The following is a 15,687-nucleotide window of genomic DNA, read 5'->3' on the forward strand; positions in this document are numbered from 1 at the left end:
CCCGCTCGGAACCGAAACATCTTTCGGCGCTTGATCGACATGCAAACAACAGTAGAGATTCCTGCCAAGGTCAGCAGACATCCGTTTCAAACCTCTCGAAGTTCTGACAAAATTGCCCTTCTAGGACCATTTGTATGACGAAGCGTCGCTCACTTGTCTCCCTTCTCTCGGCATGCCTGGCGCTTTCAGCCTGCGCCAGCCTCGGAAATGGCGATGCATCCCGAGTGGATCTGATTCGCAACAGAGGGGAACTGCGTTGCGGCGTCAGTGGAAAGATTCCAGGTTTCAGCTTCCTGCAAAGGGATGGCAGCTACGCAGGCCTCGATGTGGATCTGTGCAAGGCCTTTGCGGCAGCAATCATCGGTGATCCCAGCAAAGTGCAATACCGACCGCTCACTGCACCGGAGCGATTCACAGCGCTGAAAACCGGAGAGATCGATCTTCTTTCCCGTAACACAACGTTTAATCTCAGCAGAGATGCTTCAGGTGGGAATGGCGTGAGCTTTGCGCCAGTCGTTTTCCACGATGGGCAAGGGTTATTGGTACGGCGCAACAGCGGAATCCGCAGCCTTAAAGATCTCAAAGGTCAGTCGATCTGTGTCGGCTCGGGTACCACGACCGAACAGAATCTGAATGATGCGTTCCAGTCGCTTGGGTTGCCTTACAAGCCAATCAAATATCAGGATCTCAACCAAGTGGTTGCTGGCTATCTCCAGGGACGTTGCCAGGCAATGACCTCAGACCGATCCCAACTGGCATCGGCCCGATCAGGATTTGAACGACCTGAGCAGCATGTGATTCTTGCCGATGTTCTCAGCAAAGAACCCCTGGCTCCCTTGTCGTCAGGTGGTGATCAAAAACTCTCAGACTCCATGCGCTGGGTGGTGTATGGAGTGATCACTGCAGAGGAGATGGGAATCACCCAGGCCAATGTGGACGACAAGCTGCAAGAGGCACAGAACAATCCTGATCTCACGAAGTTGAGGCGGTTTCTTGGAGTCGAAGGCGATCTAGGCAGCAAGCTGGGCCTCAGCAACGATTTCATGGTGAACGTGATCAGATCCACTGGAAACTACGGAGAGATCTACGACCGCCATCTGGGGCCTGACAGCGCTGTTCCAATCCCACGCGGACTCAATCAGTTGCATCGCGATGGAGGAGTCATTACTGCGCCTCCGTTTCAATGAAACGGAAAGGCTTCCCTTGGCTTGAGCTCATCTTGGTGGTCGCGGTTCTCACTGTTGTGGGGATTCTGGTCAATAACCTGGCAGTGAATCTGATCCGCACAGGCCTTGGACTCAGCTTCGAATGGCTCTGGCAGCCCGCTGGATTCGCCCTCAGCGAACACACACTTCCCTATCAACCTGGGGACAGCACAGCCTGGGCTTTGCTGGTGAGCTGGCTGAACAGTCTCCGGGTGATCGCTTGCAGCATCGTGCTGGCCACGGTGCTGGGTGTTGTGGCCGGAGCAGCGAGACGAAGTCTCAATCCCCTGCTCCGTCAGCTGGCGGGCCTGTACGTGGGCTTGATCCGCCAGATCCCCTTGCTGCTGCAGCTTCTCTTCTGGTATTTCGTGGCTTTTCTTGGCCTGCCGTCCGAACCGATGGCTCCCATCGGTGCGCTCATCAGCCTCTCGAATCAGGGAGTCGCGATTCTTGGGCTGAACCTGAGCGTGGAGTTCTCTGCGGTTCTGGTCGGCCTGAGCGTCTTCACCGGTGCGGCGATCGCGGAGGTCGTTCGCGGTGGACTCGACTCCGTCCCTAGGGGTCAGTGGGAAGCATTCAGGAGCTTGGGTATTGGCGAAACCCTCGGACTGAGGAGAGTTGTCTTGCCACAGGCTTTACCAGCAATTCTTCCGGCTCTGAGCAGTCAGTATTTAAATCTGGCCAAAAACAGCACCCTGGCAATCGCTGTTGGCTTTGCAGATCTCTACGCCGTAAGTGATACAGCGATCACCCAGACCGGAAGAGCCATCGAGGGATTCCTCATCCTTTTGCTGAGCTTTCTCGCACTCAATCTTCTCATCAATGGTGGCATGCAGTTGCTGAATCGAATCGTGGTTCGTCCTGTACAACGGACCTAGGATCGATCTGTTACTGCTGAGCCAATGAATTCCCGTCGCATCGCTGCGGTGCTGCTCGTGATCGCCGCAATCGCTGCGATCCTGCTGCCCTTTGCTTCCGCCACTCTTCTCACAATTGGAATTGGTGGGATCGCATTTGCAGCAGGAATCGGTCAGTTTCTGCGTCTTGGCGATGAGAGCAACAGTCAGGGGAAACTGTTTCGCGTTCTCTCAGGACTGCTGTATGTCGGTGGCGCAATCTTCATTCTGATTGATCCCATCGACAGTGAAGTCAGCCTCACCCTCTTTGCAGGCATCCTGCTGCTGGTGGAAGGTGTGATGGAGCTTGCCTCCGGAGCCAGTGCATCAGGTCCAGCCGGCGGCCTGAGCATTGTTGATGGCATACTCACTTCCTTGATTGGAGTTCTGCTGGTGGTGGAGTGGCCGTTCGACAGCCTCTGGGCCCTCGGAACTCTGTTCGGAGTCGCCTTGTTCACGTCAGCCATCAAACTGTTCAGCGCACCAGCGGAGCAGCCCGGGAGTTGATGACCGGGTCACGGACTGCGTATCGGAAACGACTTCTCCAGGCCAGACATCATCCCCTGCAGACACTGCTCAGTGTTGTGATCCTGGCCCTGATCATTTGGATCGTCTGGTCAACCGCTGCCTGGCTGGTTGTGGGAGCAGACTGGTCCGTCGTCACGGAGAATCTTCCGCTCTTCGCCCTAGGTTCCTACCCGGAGAACGAGCGCTGGAGACCGTTTCTCTGGCTGGGAATGCTTTGCCTGATGACGGCGGCCACCCTGCTGCAGCCTCTCCTGCCTGCACGTTGGCGAGTCAGCGGTTTAGCTCTTTCGTGGTGCTGGCTCGCCATGCTGCCCTTTGGCCTGCTGCTGCTTGCCGGCGGACCAGGATTGCAGACCGTGAGCTCGAGGGACTGGGGGGGGCTGACCCTGACGGTGCTGCTCACCGGCTTCAGCGGTTTGCTGGCCCTACCGCTTGGAATCTTGCTGGCCCTTGGACGCAGAAGCAAGCTGACACTGCCACGCCATCTCTGTCGCCTCTACATCGATGGCATGCGAGCAGTGCCGTTGATTGCCGTGCTCTTTTTCGGACAGCTGCTTCTTCCTCTGTTTCTGCCGGTCGAGATCGAAATCAATCGCGTACTCAGAGCCATCGTGGCTTTCGCGCTGTTCGCGGCCGCCTATGTCGCTGAAGATGTGCGCGGAGGCTTACAGGCCATTCCGGGCACGCAGCTCGAAGCAGCAGCAGCACTGGGGCTGGGTCCATGGCAGATCCAACAGCTGGTGGTCCTTCCTCAGGCACTGCGCGTGGCGGTGCCTGCACTGACCAATCAAGCCATTGGCCTGCTTCAGAACACGAGCTTGATGGCCATTCTTGGCTTGGTGGAACTGCTTGGAATCAGCCGCAGCCTGCTGGCCAATCCTGCCTATATCGGTCGACACCTCGAGACCTACATCTGGCTAGCAGGTCTGTACTGGTTGGTATGCACCGCCATGGCCCTCATGGCTCGTCAGCTTGAACGTCAGGGCCCCTCTGCCTCCACTTCAGCCATTCCTTCATGACTGTCTCCGTCAGAGCCGAATCAATCAGCAAGACCTTCAACGGTTCACAGAAAGCGCTCGATCAAGTGAACCTCAGCGTCAACCATGGTGAAGTGCTGGTCGTGATGGGGCCCTCCGGTTCCGGCAAGAGCACCCTGATTCGCACATTCAACGGGCTTGAAGCAATTGATGCCGGGAAGCTGGAGATCGTCGGCATTCCTCTGGATATGGAGCAGGATGAACGACAGATCCGGCGGATCCGTCGTCGTGTCGGGATGGTGTTCCAGCAATTCAACCTCTTCCCGCACCTCTCGATCCTCGACAACATCACGCTGGCGCCGATCCGAGTGAGAAAAATCAGCAAAGCTGATGCAGAAGCAAGGGCACACGGACTTCTGGCGCAGATGGGCATCGCCGATCAGGCCAGGAAATATCCCTCTGAACTGAGCGGGGGTCAGCAACAACGGGTGGCTATCGCCAGGGCACTGGCCATGGATCCAGAGCTGATGCTGTTTGACGAGCCCACCAGCGCTCTCGATCCAGAACGGGTCAAGGAGGTGCTGGATGCCATGCGAAGACTCGCTGCCGATGGCATGACGATGATCGTTGTGACCCATGAGCTCGGGTTCGCGCGTGAAGTCGCAGACCGGGTCTTGTTCATGGATGCAGGGCGGGTCGTGGAACTGACCGACTCCTCCACATTTTTCACCCAGGCGAAGGAGGAGCGCAGCAGGCGTTTTCTCAATCAAATGTCGCATTGATCACGATCCCAAGCGCAGGAACCTGTTTTTTGCCGGGGACCTGGCCATGGTGAGAACGTATTGAGGACGCGATCGGATGAGCGATCCATGCAGGCAACCCCGCCGTGACGCAGTGAGATCCGCTGTTTCAACCTGGTGGAGGGACCGCGTTTCAATGTTGATCCTCGACAACAGAAAGAGAGACGCCGCCAGCCTTTATCTGGAGTTCTGCTTGCCCGGCAGCCGAGCGGTCGAACTGTCGGCTCACCCACACCCTTAACGCGCTGTGGACCAACGCGAGAGGGTTCAGCAGCTTTGCGAGGACCACGCCGAAGATCTCCGCAGTCATGCAATCAACGTTGGAGAACATCGTCAGTGGGATCTGACCCTGCCCGTAGCGGTGATCGATGCCCGTTCCGACAGAAGACGATTCCATGTCACAGCGGTTGGGACGATCGGCAATGTTGTCCGGGTCTCCACGACCATCGACCATCCACTGATGCAACAGCTGTTCAAGCTGATCCAGACCAGGAGTGATGACTCCGCATTGGACCTGATGCTCAGTGATGCCGACTACGGAGAAGAGTTTGCAGCCATATTCGAGATGTATCGCGAAGAGCGAAGCGGTGGAGCACCTCTATGGAGCGCATCAGATGCAGCATCATTTGTGGTCAAATCCAAGCAGGCATTCGACGACCGAGAGCTTGCGATCGTGGCTCTTCTGCCAAGCGATCCACATGACGTCGTGACGTTTGGCATCCCGCTTCGCTACTACGGGATTGAGACAAGCTGATCAACACGGTCATGGAGTCGCAGCAGCGCATCCTCTGCCGCCGAGAGCTCCCGTTCGGTCAACAACCAACGCTCGTTCCCGAACGGCAGACTGGCCACCTGATCAGATAGTTCCAGCTGCAGCTGCTCGCATCGCTCAGCCAGAGTCGCGCTGAGCTGAAGAAAATGCCTCTGAATCAAGCAGGAGGGTGCAGCGATGGTCAAAATGATCCCCTTGCATAGACGGATGAAAGTCTGGCACAAGAGCTTGAATTCTGGGCCTTGATCTGTTGATGCATCACCAGTGCTGAAACTCCTCTGGGAGATGGCTCCCTGCCTCATCGGGGGGGCAGTCCTCGGACGATGGCGACCGCAGTGGATCGCCCCCCTCGCGCTTCCACTGGTGCGTTTCGGCGTTCCTGTGAGCCTGATGGGGCTGCTGCTGCATGGCGGCCTCAACGGTTCGTTATTTGGGATGGCGCTTCTTTCCGTTACAGCCATCGCCCTGATGATGATGATCCTGCACTGGCTGAGTGCCGGCATCCCCGCTCTGGGCCGAGCTGATCTGCAGCTGGGCAGCTGCATTGGCAACACCGCTTACTTCGGGATTCCAGCCACCCTGGCCCTGCTTCCACCGGAAGCGCTGCCGGTGAGCATCGGCTACGACCTTGGCGCAACCTTGTTGGTCTGGAGTCTGGGACCTGTTTGGCTGAACCGACAAAGCAAAACACCAAGGACCGGTGAGCGCTGGCGGGATTTGCTTGGACATCTCAGTGCAAGCCCAGCCACAAGAGGGCTGCTCGGAGCACTGATCGTGAAGGCAACCCCGTGGCATGAACTGATCCGTGATGCTCTTTGGCTGCCTTCACGTGCGGTCATCGTGCTGGCTCTGGTTGTGGTGGGGATGCGACTTGGGGATATTGCAGCACGAAAGTGGAAGGGACCAGAAATCGATCTGAGTGCACCACTGATCTGCAAACTTGTCTTGTTTCCTTCCCTGATGTTGCTGATCAGCCTGACCTTTCCGCTGCCTGGTTATGCCCGCCAGGCGTTGGTTCTGCAGGCGGCCGCCCCAACCGCGATCTCCGTTCTGCTCATCGCCGAATCCGAACAACTGAACGGCGCCAGACCGGCACAACTGATTCTGATCAGCACACTGGCAGCTCTGATCAGTGTCCCGATCTGGAGCCTGCTGATCAGTCCACTGAGCGGAACACCCGGAACGTGAGATTGAGCCTTGGTTGTTTCACCCGCTTTCTCACCGGCAAGCCATGCATCCAAAGCCTTTGACAATCAGGATCCATCAGCAGAAGGTCGCCATCAGCGAGAGTGAGATCGCAGCGTGTTCCAGTGAATCGATGGCGGAACTGCAGATCTCTGCTTGATCCGAACGACAACGATGCGATCGGAAACGAGGCATCAATCTCCGGTTCGTCATCGGCGTGCCACCCCATGCGGTCCTGGCCATCGCGATAGAGATTGAAAAGACAGCCGTTGAAGGGCGCTGAGCTCCTGGATGAGACGTGGTCCAGCAGTGGCAGGAACCAGTCCGGCCAGCCCTCACCTCGATGCAGCGCACCGCTGTAGCGATAGGACACTTGGCGATCAGCCAGAAAAGCCGTCAGCCTTGGCACCAGATGCCATCGTCCATAGACACGAACCTGCGGCTGGTCCCAGCTGATCTGCTCCACACAGCGATCCATCCAGATCTGGCTGACGTCAGGAGGCAGCCAGCCTGGTTGGTGGGCCCAGTTCATGACTTCAAGGGCCTCGTCTGCGGCCATCCCCAGCACACCATCACGGTGGAGCACTCTGGCGCCCGCGCCGGCCTGATGGAGCGTGAAGACGGATAACAGCGGGAGTGAAGTTGCCGACCACAGCCCATAGATTGCAGCCATGGGAGCACGGATCACGCTGGAAACGTTCCTGAAGCGAGCAAAACAGCGCTTCGGTGATCAGTTCGACTACTCCGGCATCCAATGGCGGAGCTTTAAGAGCCCTGTGAAAATCCGCTGTTGCAAGCACCCTGTTCAGGAAATCACCATCACGCCTGAACGGCACCTACAGACCACTGGCGGTTGCAAATACTGTCTGCGGGAGCGACGTGTTGAAGCGCTCGAGCGTGAACTCAACAGAACATCCGCCCAGCCAGTCGCCGAGGTGGTTCGCTCCACTGCCAAGGTGATGGCATCCGAGTGAAAGAGGGCTTCAGCCGTGCAGCTTTTCAAACCAGAAGCCTGCAAGCTGCCAACTCGACAGCAGGAAGATGCCCAGAAACAACCAGTTGAGCCAGGCAGGGCGCTCCTTCTTTTCAAACATTCGGGCTGAGGTGGGAGATGTCATTGTCACCCAGCAGCGCAGCCAATCAATCGAAGTTGAGTGAACTGGGTTGATTGATCAAGCGTTATCAATCAATCTTCAGCGCCCTTTTGAGATCGTGCATGCCCTCGAGCTGCTGATGAACGGCCTTCAGCTGTCTCTGAATGTGATCGCTTTGGGGAAGACCACTGAGTGAAGCGAGTGCGAGCTCCAGGTGATGCTTGGCATCAATCAGCAGACGACAGTCAAGACTTCCAGGTTCATAGCTCATTCGCAAAAAGCACCTAAGACCATTCAGCGACAGGCAGCAGTGATCAGCTGTGTGAATCACAACACTCTGATGTGTTGATCATGGTTCCAGCCCCTGATCAAACGCTTCAGGCCGATCCAGAGGACGAACAAATCATCGGGGACCTAGGTCCTGCGGAGCCGGCGAAGACTGCAGCATCAACCGGAGACAGCTTCGACGTCAACGACATTCACCGGCTCCATGAATTGATCCGTGAGGTAGCGAAGCGTGCGGTTACGGATCACCTCAACCTCCATGGCATTCCAGGCGCCGCCAATCAGGCAACCCACAAGGGGAATTGTCTTGGTGATCAAGGCTCTATGAGTCACCCTTCGCCCGAACACTCTTGTGATCACAGCATTGATCAACCGCAGACCGCGTTGATTGATCAATCTGACCACCACATCACGCGTTGCGGTCTTTGCAGCCTTGAGACCGAACTCCACAGCCAACTGACTGATCAGGCTCGAGCCGAGCACGGGAACAAGCAGCTCGTAGCGAGCTGTGTCGCTATCGAGGAAGCCTGGAATCAACAGTTCGGCGGCACAGGCCGCAGCAAACAGCTGGGCGCGGGTAGTGACGGAAAGATCAGCAAGTGCACCCGCCACACTCAGCAGCGGATTAGCCGCCAGCCCCATGGCAGCTCCCGCCGTGACAACGCGCAGACGCACGTCACTGAATGCTTGCTCCGCAAGCTCGTAGCTTGTGGCATCCGGAAAGCGTCGCCGGAGCAGCATCACCTCCTGACGGACTTTGCAGACGTCAAAACTCATCACCCAATCGAGATAGTCGGCGACCGAACTGAGCGGCAACGCAGTCTCCCGATTGAGCAGTTCATTTTATCGGCAATGATCGCTGAGATCATGCTCAAGGCCCTCAAACCAGATGCAGTGGCATGAAACGACGATGATCGTGGTCTGGAATCTGTTCGGGATCCTGATCCAAGGCAGCCTGAAAAGATGAACGCCCATATCCCGTCAACAGACGGAAACGTCACCATTGACCGAATGAATTCCGGCTTCGGCGATGAACGCCTGATCTTTCCTGCGACGCAGCGCAACCGGATCCCGATCGGGGATGTGCTGGCGAAGCAGCTTCCAGCCAGTGGATTGATTCTTGAAATTGCCAGCGGATCGGGCGAACACGGTGTCACCTTCCAGAAACGCTTTCCATCGCTTATCTGGCAATGCAGCGATCCTGATCCTGAGCATTGCCGCAGCATCGATTCCTGGATCCGCCATGAGCAGCTGAAACTGAAGATGCCACCAGCCCTGCAACTGGACATCAGAGACACGGCTCTGACGCAACAACTGGGAGAACCCTTGCAGGCAATCGTGGCGATCAACCTGCTCCACATTTCCGCCTGGGACTGCACCACCGCTCTGCTGAGGCAATCAGCGGCGCTGCTGCCAAATGGTGGAACGCTTTGCGTTTACGGCCCGTTCTGCGTCGATGGTCATCACGTCAGTGAGAGCAATCAAAGCTTTGATGACTCCCTGCGCCAGAGAAATCCTGCCTGGGGAGTACGAGACCAGACGACGGTGCTGAAACAAGCCTGCGAAGAGGGCTTGACGCTTCAGAACATCACCTTGATGCCCGCCAACAATCGCATGATCACCTGGGTCCGCTGAGACCATGAGAGCCTGCGCCGAAACCCAGCAACAACCGCAAGCAATCATCACAGCCCCAACACCGCGCCAAAAGCTTAATAGCTGCTTGGAGGCAACTGCACAGCTACTACAGAGTTGCTTTAGAGCTACTTGAAGCTATGGTGAAGCTGACGTGAAGACCCAGCCGATGGCGCCCCCACGGGAAAACCAGGTGAAGCTCACGGTTTCCGTTCCACCGAGCCTGCACGTGCTGCTGCGCAGCTGGGCTCAGTGCGAGGGACGTGAGCTCACCAGCGTGGTCCTGCAGTGTGTCGAGCTGTCAGTACGACAACTGAAAAGCAACGGTTCGATCCCTGCCGGTGCAGTCCGGAACTACGAAGTGGCCTGCGAGGAACGTCTGGCCGCCGGCAGCGCAACGCCATGAACATCGCTCAGATCGAGGAGGCCCTGCTCGCCCCCTGCATGGATTCCGTGATTGCCGTCACGGAGCGCTATCAATTCCTGGAAATCCATCGCGGCGCACGCGTTTTCACTGCCTATAGGGAGATCGACCATGTGATGTACCTGGGGTTTCATAACGATCTGAGCGACCAGGCGCTCAAACAGCTCAGAGAGCGAGGCTTCCAATTGCTGGAGGCAAGGGAAGGCACCCGTCGAGAGCACCGGTTGCTTCTCCTGACACTGAAGGAGATCGGCTATTCCCACAGTTACGGAGAGGGCTATTACGAGGCATCGAGATCTCTGGCTCGCCATTTGCGCAACCTCGGGTGGCCGCTGGGAGCCCTCGTACAGCTGCTCAGCAGACCACACATCAACAGGGAAGATCCCATCAGCTGACGCTAAAAATCCATCCAGTCCCCCGGTCCGTACCAACCGAAAGGCATGTCCCCCCAGTCGTCATCCATCCCATCCTGGTTCGCGGGAATCGGACCTGAACTGGGCTGAGATCCGTCGATACAGCCCTCCGGGGTTGTGAAACCACTGGAGAAAGCCTCACAGTTCACGAGACCTTGCTGAGCCCTCGCCTCCGAGGCCACACAACACAACAACAACGAGGCTGCAGCACAAGCAAGCAGGCGCATGATCAATCCGCTGACAACTCGATTCTGATGCGGGTCAGCAAGGGATGACCTGCTGCAAAGGCTGAAGCCCAGCCCATTGCTGCAGCGCACTCCAGGAGCGCAGACGTTGCTCAATCCAGGCATGACCCAATGCATTGAGATGAATGCCATCGGGCTCGAGCCACTGCAACCAGTCTGGCTCCGCCTGCATGGACTGGTGAAGGCCTAGGTAAGGAACATCCACCTCCAGACAGGCTTCCTCGATCTGCGCTTCATGCACAGCGATGTCGCCATTGCTGTACCAGAGACAGCCGGCGAATGGCATGGCCTGTTCATCGACGGGCGTGAGCCCCAGAACAAACACCGATCCATGGGGCTGAATGGCCCGCAGCAGCTGCTCAAATCCAAAGCGAAAAGCCTGCGCATCGAGGGGTTGCCTGCCATCCATACGACCGACCCGAGCCGTGTCATTCAGCCCCACCGACAGCAACAGGGCCTCGGGCTTCTTCCGACGTAATTCCCCTCGGCAAGACCACTCGCGTTCCCACCGGGCTGACACCGCCTCAAGACCATCACCGCGAATCCCGAGCCCATAGATCAGCGGTGCATCCGGAAGTTCCATCCAATGGCAGCGAAGCCGTTCACACCATCCGCCTCGCTCCCGGTCGCCCCAGCCCACCACTCCGCTGTCTCCGATCACGATCAGTTGACGGGGAGCCCGCATCAATCCACTGCTGTTCGGCTTAACAGAGGTCAGCTTTGCAGCCAGTGCTGCCTTGACCGATCACTCAGCCATTCACCGATCAGGGTCAGCGCCGCATAGGTGGTGATCAACAACAACACCGCCGCCCAGTGAAAGGAGCTGAGCGACTCCAGCAGCTGCCAGCCGAGACCGCTTCCACCGATCAGACCAACCACCACCGTTTCACGCAGGATCACATCACTGCGATAGGCGCCATAGGCGAGATGGGAGGGACTCCTGGGGCTGAGCAAGCCGTACAGCCAGCCCACCTGCGGGGACGCTCCGCTGCTGGCCAGAGCAACTTGAACGGAGTCGTCCTGCTGCTCCAGACCATCCTGGAGCAAACGCCCCATGACGCCGCTGTTGTGCAGCCCCAGAGCCAGCGCACCAATGGCCAGGGTTGGCTGGTTGCTCAGCAAGAGCAGAAGTACCGCCAGAGGTGGGGGGATCACCCGAACGACAACCCAGAAACCATTCACGCAGCGTTGCCAGAGCCGCGCGGGGGTGAACAGCAACAGCAACGGCGGCAAACCGATGGCGATGCCGGCCGCCAGCAGGGTCAGGATCAAGGTTTCCCACAACATCGACAACCAGGGAAGCTCCTGAGCCGCCTGCTGAAGGCTGCTGAAATCAGGCCATTGCTCAGGAAGCCAGCTCAAGGAGCCGGAGTCGGGAAACAGGCAAGCGAGCCAGACAGCACCAAGACCCGCTGACAACAGCACTGCCAGAGAAAACCAAAGCACCCGGCGCTGTCCGAATTGAGCCTCTTCGCTCCAGCTCCTCCAGCAGCGAAGTCCCTGCTCCAAGACAATGGTGACGGCGGTCAACAACCACAGTCCTGTCCAGAGTTCATGAAACTGCAGCGACTTCAGACTCAGTTCCAGATCCATCCCCAGACCGCCAAGTCCAAAGACCCCCAACAACGTGGCACTGCGAAGGGCACACTCCAGTCGATAGCCCCCGTAACTCACCAGCACCGAGCCCATGGCGGGTGACAACGCCGTCACACAGGCCGCTATGGGTGAAGACCCGGTCTGGAGCATGGCCTGCAGGCGGGACGGATCAAGGCTCTGCAGCTGATCGCGCCACACCCGGGCGATCAGGCATGAATAGGGAATCGAGATCGCCAGTACCGCGACCCAGGGATGTAGCCCAAGCACCTGCAGCAGCAGCAGTCCCCAGATCAGTTCATGAACGGAGCGGGGCAAGGCCATCAGGCGCCGGAGCAGGGTCGCCGGCCAGTCAGGAAGACACCAGGTGAGCCAGAGACGTTCGCAACTCAGACACCCCAGTAAGACACCGAGCACCAGACTGCAGCTCCATCCGGTCAGTGCCGTGGCGACCGTCACCTGCAAGCCGACCAGCAACGCCTTCAACAATGCAGGGTTCATAGAAGGGCTGACCGCACCGACCACGAACGAGCCCAGAATCTCGGCTCCGCCACCGTGGGCTCCGTTCAACACCACAAGCAGCACCGGCAGCAGAGCAAGAGCCGGCAACAGAACCAGAGCTGGTGCAGTGGGCCGCATCGGAGCGATCACGGTGCATACAAATCGCGGAGATCAGCTGCTGAGACGGCCTTTGCAGGCGCATCGATCACAAGCCGTCCTGCGCGCAGACCGAGCACGCGATCAAAGCGATCGATCAGCTCCGGGCGATGCAAGGACACCACCACTGCCTGCGCACCACTGCGCAGAGTGCCATCCAGCTCAGAGGTCAGAAGCCGCTCCAATACTTCAGAGGCAATGGCGGGATCAAGACTGGCGAGGGGTTCATCCGCCAGCATCAGATCAGGCTGTTGTCGAAACAGTCGGGCCAGGGCCACGCGCTGCCGTTGGCCGCCTGAAAGCTGGCCCACAGAACGATCAAGCCCAGCGTCAGCCAGCAGGGGTTCCTCCAGACCTGCCTGGCGCAGGCAGGATCGGCTGGCCTCCGCATCAACGCGAAACAACAGGTTGGCCAGGGCCCAAGGCAGGCGGCGGCGGCCAAGTGCACCGGCATTGACATTCTGACCAATGCTGAGCTCTTCGATCAGACGCAGGTCCTGCCAGAGGGTGCCGATCCGTGCGCGTTGTCGCCGGCTGAGCGACGCGAGCGACGCTCCCTGAAACAGAACGCGGCCTGCAGCGGGGAGCAGGCTGCCGTTGAAAACCCCGATCAATGAACTCTTGCCGGCCCCGCTGCGACCGAGCAGGGCAATTCGCTCACCGTTCTGGAGCTTGAGAGTGACAGCGTTCAGCCGATCCCCATGGGGACCAGCAAGACGCACCTCATCGAGCTCCAGGAGCGCTGTCACCTGATCTTGCCCAACTCCCGGCCAACCTTTTCAATCGGCTTGTACTGACTCGCCTCCGCTGAAATGAACCGCTTGGCGGCAAAGAGCTCAAGGATGGTCACCTGACGTGGCGTGGTGGGCTGGAGACCCAGGATCGCCTTCTGAAGACGCGTGGTGAAGCCCTTTCCGAACCGCTGATCCAGCTTCGGCCGAACGACCCAGTGGTAGTCAACGTATTCAGGAGTTCGCCAGATCACACTCACCTTCTCGGTGTTCACGCGCCCGTCTTTCACCGCCGACGTCCAGACCTGCTCATTGAGGGCACCCGCTTCGTAGGCACCGCTTTGCACCACTGCGATGGTGGCGTCATGACTGCCGCTGAATCCGGCCCGCGCGCCACTGAACTGATTTGGGGTAACTCCGGCCTTGGCAAGAAAATGCTGTGGCATCAAACGGCCGGAGGTCGAACTCTCTGAACCGAAAGAGAACCGCTTGCCTCGCAGACTGGTCAGACCGTTGATCGAGCTGATTGGTTGCAGACCAGAGCTTGTGTTGGCGATGAAGACACTGCGGAAGCGTGCATCAATGTCGCGCTGAGCAAGAACCTGAGCCCCGGGCGTCTGCAGGCGCGCCTGCACACCGGTCAAGCCACCAAACCAGACAAGATCCAGTCCACCGGTGCGAAAAGCGCTCACAGCCGCTGGGTAATTGCTGACCGGTACGTAGCGCACCTTGACCTTGAGCCGATCACTCAATTCGTCTGCCAACTGGCCATAAAGACGATTGAGTCGCTCAGGATTCTGATCAGGAATGGCACCCACCTTGAGTGTGGGCTGGGCCACAACAGGCAAGACCGTTACCCCTTGGCAAAGCAATAGGGCCAGCAAGGCAACGGCCCGGGGTTCTCGGAAAGGCATGTCTCTAGAGACGCAATTGGATGATCTGACCGGTTTGCGACCTCAGCCGGCGGGAAGCAAGCGGGCGAGGCGTGAGAGGCCATCTGCGATCGTCTCACGCGAGACAGCACAGGAGAGACGAACGCAGCGGTCATCGCCAAAGGCTCCGCCAGGAACGATGGCCAGGCCCTCCTTTTCCAGTGCTCTCTGGCAGAAGCTCACCGAATCACCGCAGCCGTCCGGAAGCTGAGGAAAGGCATAGAAGGCCCCTTTGGGAGGAACGAGTGTGATACCAGGCAAGGCCTGGAGCCCATCAACAAGAATGGTCCTGCGCTTGTTGTAGCTCTGAGCCATCTCTCTGACGCAGTCTCTGGGACCCTCGATGGCCGCGATGGCACCTCTCTGAGCAAAGCTGCAAACATTGCTGGTGCTCTGGCTCTGAAGAGCGGATGCAGCCTTAATCACTGAGGCGGGGCCACTGAGATAGCCAAGACGCCATCCGGTCATCGCCCAGCCCTTTGCGAAGCCATTCACCATGAAACATCGTTCTCTGAGATCAGGTGCCAGAGCAGCGAAACTGTGATGCTCGATGCCGTCATCGAGAAGATATTCATAGATTTCATCTGTCATGACCAGCAGACGCGTATGACGCCGCACCAGCTCGGCCAGTTGCTGCAACTCATCAAGACTGAGGACCTGGCCGGTTGGGTTACCCGGTGAGTTGATCACCAGCAAGCGGGTGGCCGGGGTGATCGCGGCCTCGAGAGCCTCCATGTCCAGGCGGAAACCGTTCAGCGCCGATGACGGAACTGAGATGGGCTGGGCACCCGCCAGGCGGGCCATCTCTGGATAGCTGAGCCAGTAGGGCGCAGGAATCAACACCTCATCGCCAGGATTGAGCAACACCTGGAACAGGTTGAAGATGGCCTGTTTCCCACCGTTGGTCACCAGCACCTCATCTGCCGATGTGGGAAGAGCGTTTTCGTTGGTGATCTTGGTGGCGATCGCCTCTCTCAGAGCAGGGTCTCCAGCAGCTGGCCCATACCGCGTCACTCCATCACGAAGCGCCTGGATTGAGGCCTCAACAATGAATGAGGGTGTGCCGAAATCGGGTTCCCCGGCACTGAGACTGCAGATATCGCGCCCTTGCTGTTGCAAGGCCTTGGCCCTTGCACTGATGGCCAGGGTGAGCGAAGGCTGGAGGGCTTCAGCCCGGCTTGAAAGGGGTAGCGGGCGTGACATCGGAGCGGCACCCCTCCAGTGGATGCGCAGGTAGAAGCTTGATCATCCTGCCTGATGTGGTGTCAAAAACAACAGTGAAGACGTGCAGTCAAAGACAACAAAGAAACGATTCACT

General features: G+C 58.3%; 23 protein-coding genes. 11 read left to right on the forward strand and 12 right to left on the reverse strand.

Annotated elements, in window-relative coordinates:
* Positions 1-134 precede the first annotated feature (134 nt).
* The 5 genes from SIB58_RS08320 to SIB58_RS08340 are packed head-to-tail and all read left to right on the forward strand — an operon-like array spanning position 135 to position 4,388.
* A complete protein-coding gene (locus SIB58_RS08320; protein WP_066905355.1) occupies positions 135-1,187 on the forward strand; it encodes an amino acid ABC transporter substrate-binding protein in 1,053 nt (350 codons plus the stop codon).
* A complete protein-coding gene (locus SIB58_RS08325; protein ID WP_067325351.1) occupies positions 1,184-2,083 on the forward strand; it encodes an ABC transporter permease subunit in 900 nt (299 codons plus the stop codon). Before SIB58_RS08320 ends, SIB58_RS08325 begins: the two co-directional genes overlap by 4 nt.
* A gap of 24 nt (positions 2,084-2,107) precedes the next feature.
* On the forward strand, positions 2,108-2,608 hold the full coding sequence (locus tag SIB58_RS08330; RefSeq protein WP_066905351.1) for an HdeD family acid-resistance protein: 501 nt from the start codon (positions 2,108-2,110) through the stop codon (positions 2,606-2,608).
* Positions 2,608-3,648, forward strand: coding sequence for an amino acid ABC transporter permease (locus SIB58_RS08335; RefSeq protein WP_066905349.1), 1,041 nt, complete (start codon positions 2,608-2,610; stop codon positions 3,646-3,648). The genes SIB58_RS08330 and SIB58_RS08335 overlap by 1 nt, the downstream gene beginning before the upstream one ends.
* Complete coding sequence (locus tag SIB58_RS08340; protein ID WP_066905347.1) at positions 3,645-4,388, forward strand: amino acid ABC transporter ATP-binding protein; 744 nt, start codon at positions 3,645-3,647, stop codon at positions 4,386-4,388. The genes SIB58_RS08335 and SIB58_RS08340 overlap by 4 nt, the downstream gene beginning before the upstream one ends.
* A gap of 151 nt (positions 4,389-4,539) precedes the next feature.
* On the opposite strand, the gene SIB58_RS08345 is transcribed toward SIB58_RS08340, so the two are convergent.
* A complete protein-coding gene (locus SIB58_RS08345; protein ID WP_414494828.1) occupies positions 4,540-4,860 on the reverse strand; it encodes a hypothetical protein in 321 nt (106 codons plus the stop codon).
* A 6-nt stretch (positions 4,861-4,866) separates the two neighbouring features.
* Here SIB58_RS08345 and SIB58_RS08350 point away from each other — a divergent pair, with 6 nt between their 5' ends.
* Positions 4,867-5,160: a hypothetical protein gene (locus tag SIB58_RS08350; protein ID WP_414494830.1), complete on the forward strand. Its 294-nt coding sequence runs from the start codon at positions 4,867-4,869 to the stop codon at positions 5,158-5,160.
* On the opposite strand, the gene SIB58_RS08355 is transcribed toward SIB58_RS08350, so the two are convergent.
* Entirely contained in the window at positions 5,139-5,363 is a 225-nt protein-coding gene (locus tag SIB58_RS08355; RefSeq protein ID WP_066905343.1) for a hypothetical protein, read from the reverse strand. The two genes, SIB58_RS08350 and SIB58_RS08355, sit on opposite strands and share 22 nt — an antisense overlap.
* A gap of 79 nt (positions 5,364-5,442) precedes the next feature.
* Between SIB58_RS08355 and SIB58_RS08360 the strand changes: the two genes are divergently transcribed.
* The gene (locus tag SIB58_RS08360; protein WP_231856975.1) at positions 5,443-6,366 is read left to right on the forward strand and encodes an AEC family transporter; all 924 of its coding nucleotides are present in this window, start codon (positions 5,443-5,445) and stop codon (positions 6,364-6,366) included.
* On the opposite strand, the gene SIB58_RS08365 is transcribed toward SIB58_RS08360, so the two are convergent.
* Positions 6,335-6,895 (reverse strand): alpha-ketoglutarate-dependent dioxygenase AlkB family protein, encoded by a 561-nt coding sequence (locus SIB58_RS08365; RefSeq protein ID WP_082823279.1) that lies wholly within the window; start codon positions 6,893-6,895, stop codon positions 6,335-6,337. The two genes, SIB58_RS08360 and SIB58_RS08365, sit on opposite strands and share 32 nt — an antisense overlap.
* A gap of 139 nt (positions 6,896-7,034) precedes the next feature.
* On the opposite strand from SIB58_RS08365, the gene SIB58_RS08370 reads away from it, so the two are divergent.
* A complete protein-coding gene (locus SIB58_RS08370) occupies positions 7,035-7,337 on the forward strand; it encodes a hypothetical protein (RefSeq protein WP_066905341.1) in 303 nt (100 codons plus the stop codon).
* A gap of 9 nt (positions 7,338-7,346) precedes the next feature.
* Here SIB58_RS08370 and SIB58_RS08375 read toward each other — a convergent pair whose 3' ends face one another.
* The 3 genes from SIB58_RS08375 to SIB58_RS08385 all read right to left on the reverse strand — a co-directional run bounded on the left by SIB58_RS08375 (position 7,347) and on the right by SIB58_RS08385 (position 8,558).
* The gene (locus SIB58_RS08375; protein ID WP_255359950.1) at positions 7,347-7,481 is read right to left on the reverse strand and encodes a hypothetical protein; all 135 of its coding nucleotides are present in this window, start codon (positions 7,479-7,481) and stop codon (positions 7,347-7,349) included.
* Positions 7,482-7,545: 64 nt separating this feature from the next.
* Positions 7,546-7,728 carry a hypothetical protein gene (locus tag SIB58_RS08380; RefSeq protein WP_066905339.1) on the reverse strand — a complete coding sequence of 61 codons (183 nt, stop codon included), beginning with the start codon at positions 7,726-7,728 and terminating at the stop codon, positions 7,546-7,548.
* A gap of 176 nt (positions 7,729-7,904) precedes the next feature.
* Positions 7,905-8,558 (reverse strand): hypothetical protein, encoded by a 654-nt coding sequence (locus tag SIB58_RS08385; RefSeq protein WP_231856974.1) that lies wholly within the window; start codon positions 8,556-8,558, stop codon positions 7,905-7,907.
* 195 nt (positions 8,559-8,753) lie between these two features.
* On the opposite strand from SIB58_RS08385, the gene SIB58_RS08390 reads away from it, so the two are divergent.
* The 3 genes from SIB58_RS08390 (at position 8,754) to SIB58_RS08400 (ending at position 10,193) form a co-directional block, all read left to right on the forward strand.
* Positions 8,754-9,377: a DUF938 domain-containing protein gene (locus SIB58_RS08390; RefSeq protein WP_066905335.1), complete on the forward strand. Its 624-nt coding sequence runs from the start codon at positions 8,754-8,756 to the stop codon at positions 9,375-9,377.
* 166 nt (positions 9,378-9,543) lie between these two features.
* Entirely contained in the window at positions 9,544-9,780 is a 237-nt protein-coding gene (locus SIB58_RS08395; protein ID WP_066905332.1) for a hypothetical protein, read from the forward strand.
* Positions 9,777-10,193, forward strand: a complete 417-nt coding sequence (locus SIB58_RS08400) for a hypothetical protein (protein WP_067325348.1) — start codon at positions 9,777-9,779, stop codon at positions 10,191-10,193. Before SIB58_RS08395 ends, SIB58_RS08400 begins: the two co-directional genes overlap by 4 nt.
* A gap of 2 nt (positions 10,194-10,195) precedes the next feature.
* Here the strand turns inward: SIB58_RS08400 and SIB58_RS08405 are convergent, their stop codons facing one another.
* The 6 genes from SIB58_RS08405 to SIB58_RS08430 are packed head-to-tail and all read right to left on the reverse strand — an operon-like array spanning position 10,196 to position 15,572.
* Positions 10,196-10,438 (reverse strand): hypothetical protein, encoded by a 243-nt coding sequence (locus SIB58_RS08405; protein WP_066905329.1) that lies wholly within the window; start codon positions 10,436-10,438, stop codon positions 10,196-10,198.
* A 34-nt stretch (positions 10,439-10,472) separates the two neighbouring features.
* Positions 10,473-11,141 (reverse strand): GDSL-type esterase/lipase family protein, encoded by a 669-nt coding sequence (locus SIB58_RS08410; RefSeq protein WP_066905326.1) that lies wholly within the window; start codon positions 11,139-11,141, stop codon positions 10,473-10,475.
* A 29-nt stretch (positions 11,142-11,170) separates the two neighbouring features.
* Positions 11,171-12,688 carry a phosphonate ABC transporter gene (locus tag SIB58_RS08415; protein ID WP_231884102.1) on the reverse strand — a complete coding sequence of 506 codons (1,518 nt, stop codon included), beginning with the start codon at positions 12,686-12,688 and terminating at the stop codon, positions 11,171-11,173.
* Between the two features lie 8 nt (positions 12,689-12,696).
* Positions 12,697-13,455, reverse strand: coding sequence for an ATP-binding cassette domain-containing protein (locus SIB58_RS08420; protein ID WP_066905324.1), 759 nt, complete (start codon positions 13,453-13,455; stop codon positions 12,697-12,699).
* Entirely contained in the window at positions 13,452-14,351 is a 900-nt protein-coding gene (locus tag SIB58_RS08425) for a putative selenate ABC transporter substrate-binding protein (RefSeq protein WP_066905322.1), read from the reverse strand. Before SIB58_RS08425 ends, SIB58_RS08420 begins: the two co-directional genes overlap by 4 nt.
* 42 nt (positions 14,352-14,393) lie before the next feature.
* A complete protein-coding gene (locus tag SIB58_RS08430; protein WP_067325345.1) occupies positions 14,394-15,572 on the reverse strand; it encodes a pyridoxal phosphate-dependent aminotransferase in 1,179 nt (392 codons plus the stop codon).
* Positions 15,573-15,687 lie beyond the last annotated feature (115 nt).

Source organism: Synechococcus sp. MIT S9504, from assembly GCF_047497135.1.
Lineage (GTDB): Bacteria > Cyanobacteriota > Cyanobacteriia > PCC-6307 > Cyanobiaceae > Synechococcus_C.